General features: G+C 34.5%; 4 protein-coding genes. All 4 read left to right on the top strand.

Annotated features, from left to right (window positions below):
• A partial coding sequence (locus tag AC1DTM_RS22525; RefSeq protein ID WP_477000925.1) for a flavodoxin domain-containing protein occupies positions 1 to 288 on the top strand: 288 nt, incomplete at its 5' end.
• A gap of 16 nt (positions 289 to 304) precedes the next feature.
• Positions 305 to 1,204, top strand: coding sequence for a WD40/YVTN/BNR-like repeat-containing protein (locus AC1DTM_RS22530; protein ID WP_016105801.1), 900 nt, complete (start codon positions 305 to 307; stop codon positions 1,202 to 1,204).
• Positions 1,205 to 1,422: 218 nt separating this feature from the next.
• A complete protein-coding gene (gene cspB, locus AC1DTM_RS22535; protein ID WP_001179147.1) occupies positions 1,423 to 1,623 on the top strand; it encodes a cold shock-like protein CspB in 201 nt (66 codons plus the stop codon).
• A gap of 206 nt (positions 1,624 to 1,829) precedes the next feature.
• On the top strand, positions 1,830 to 2,545 hold a 716-nt coding region (locus tag AC1DTM_RS22540; RefSeq protein WP_477000926.1), incomplete at its 3' end, for an exonuclease.

Here is a 2,545-nt window from a genome sequence, read left to right on the forward strand (position 1 = left end):
ATTTTAGGATCTTATACGTGGGGTGATGGTGAATTACCATTTGAAGCGGAAGATTTCCATGATGAGTTAGAAAATATAGATTTAACGGGTAAAAAAGTGGCTGTTTTTGGATCAGGTGATACAGCGTATGAACTGTTTTGTGAAGCGGTAACGATATTTGAAGAACGTCTTGTAAAATGCGGGGCAGAACTTGTACAAGAAGGATTGAAAATTGAATTAGCTCCAGAAGATAAAGATGATGTTGAAAAATGCAGTGATTTTGCAATTGCTTTTGCCGAGAAGTTCTAGGAATGGGAGTGTCAACGTGGAAACAATGTTAAGTGCAACTGCTATTACAAAGTTAAGAGATGGGAAGCTTTTGTTAGCTACTACATATAATGGTTTATTCATTGAAAAAGATGGAGAATGGAAACAGGTTTTAACTGGTTTCCAAAAACGAATTCGAGATTTACATAGTGAAGGTAACGTAGTTTACGGAGTAGGAGACGAAGGAGTTTTTATTCGTAGTATGAATGGTGGAGAAACGTGGACGATCCAGCGCTTTCCAACGAAAGCAACGAGTTGGAATGTATGTAGTAATGAGAATGGAACAGTAATTGCTCATGGAGATAAAACACTGTATCATTCTAATGATTTTGGTTCCACATGGGAGACTATTCAGCCATTTCTTAATTACGGTAGCGAGGCACCATCTATTCGATCATTATTTTTATATAAACATTACTTATTTATCGGTACGAAAATACATACTAAATATGGTGGTGTTTGGCTTTTTGATTTAGAGACACGTAAATTAAAAAGGATTAAAATAGCGATGAATCAGATGATTTCTGCGTTGACTATACATAATCCCTATTTAGTATCGGCAAGTGGATCGTGCAAGGGAATTAGCGGGAATATTTCTTTTTGCAGAATAGATGAGAGTATCGAAAGTGATAAAATAGGTTGGCATACATGTCAAAGTGAACAAAAACCGAGTAGTTATTTAGATTTAAGTGTGGATCAACATGTGTTATATACAACGTCAACGCAAAATAAGGCGGGAATTAGTACCGTTTGCCGTGTGCTTCTTGAAGAAGGAATTGTTACAGTATGTGATTCGGTTAAAGGGCATGGTTGGCGCATTGTTAATGAAAAAGAAGGCTATGTTGTAGCTGGATCAGGTGAATTAAAAGAGATGCAATGGAAGAAAAAAGCTGTATAGCTTAAAAAAAACTWTACTTTTATTATATTGATATGATATAGTTACTTTAAACCATTTTACTTTTAATAATATAGAGATTTAAATGAGCTGTAACTTCCGAGGAGGATAGCAATGTTAAATCTCCTTGGGGGTTGCAGTTTTTTAATATATGATGTATTATTGTAAAGTGGTTGAAAATGAATATGTACATATAGGTACATTGTAGGAGGATTTTTTAAATGCAAAACGGTAAAGTAAAATGGTTTAACGCAGAAAAAGGTTTCGGTTTCATCGAGGTTGAAGGCGGAGAAGACGTATTCGTTCATTTCTCAGCTATCCAAGGCGACGGCTTCAAATCTTTAGAAGAAGGTCAAGAAGTTACTTTCGAAGTAGAACAAGGTAACCGTGGACCTCAAGCTACAAACGTAAACAAGAAGTAATTATGAAAAAAGAAGGGCTTGCCCTTCTTTTTTTTTGCGTTTTTATTGAAGGTCCTCCTATTTACATGTGATAATAAGACTGAATTTTCGATTTATATTTAAATGTATTAAATGTATAAACTGCATGTATAAATAGATACTGAAAATAAAGTAAAGCTGTTAATTAGGCTTTTCATATTAATAGGAATTAGAAAGAGGTATACAAATTGAAAAACGCTACACACTTCATTGTGTTTGATATTGAAAGGAATTTTAGGCCGTATAAATCAGAAGATCCGTCAGAAATAGTTGATATTGGAGCTGTAAAAATAGATGTGAGTACAATGAAGGTTATTGGAGAATTTTCAGAGTTAGTAAAACCAAGTGCCCCATTAACTCGTCATACAACAAAATTAACTGGAATTACAAAGAAAGATTTAATTGGTGCAGAGAAATTCCCTCAAATTATAGAGAAATTTATTCAGTTCATCGGAGAAGATTCTATATTTATTTCATGGGGAAAAGAAGATTATCGTTTTCTATCTCAAGATTGTACATTATACGGTATAGAATGCCCATGTATGGAAAAAGAGAGCAGATTTGATGTGCAAAAATTTGTTTTCCAGGCATATGAAGAATTATTTGAGCATACACCAAGTTTACAATTTGCAGTGGAGCAGCTTGATTTAACGTGGGAAGGTAGGCAACATCGTGCTTTCGCAGATGCTGAGAATACAGCGAATATATTTCTTAAAGCATATAGTGAGAGAGATATTAATAAGCGATACAAGAGACATGGTGAGCTTGAACTTGTAAAGAACGGAAAACTAACAGAAAAAGCGAAAAAAAGGATGCGAAAATGGGTGTTTAAAGAACTGAGAAAAAATACAGAGCGTCCTTTTGTATGGAGTGTATTTGAAAGTAGTGACACGTGGGAAAGTAT

Source organism: Bacillus sp. P4_D3 (assembly GCF_056401855.1).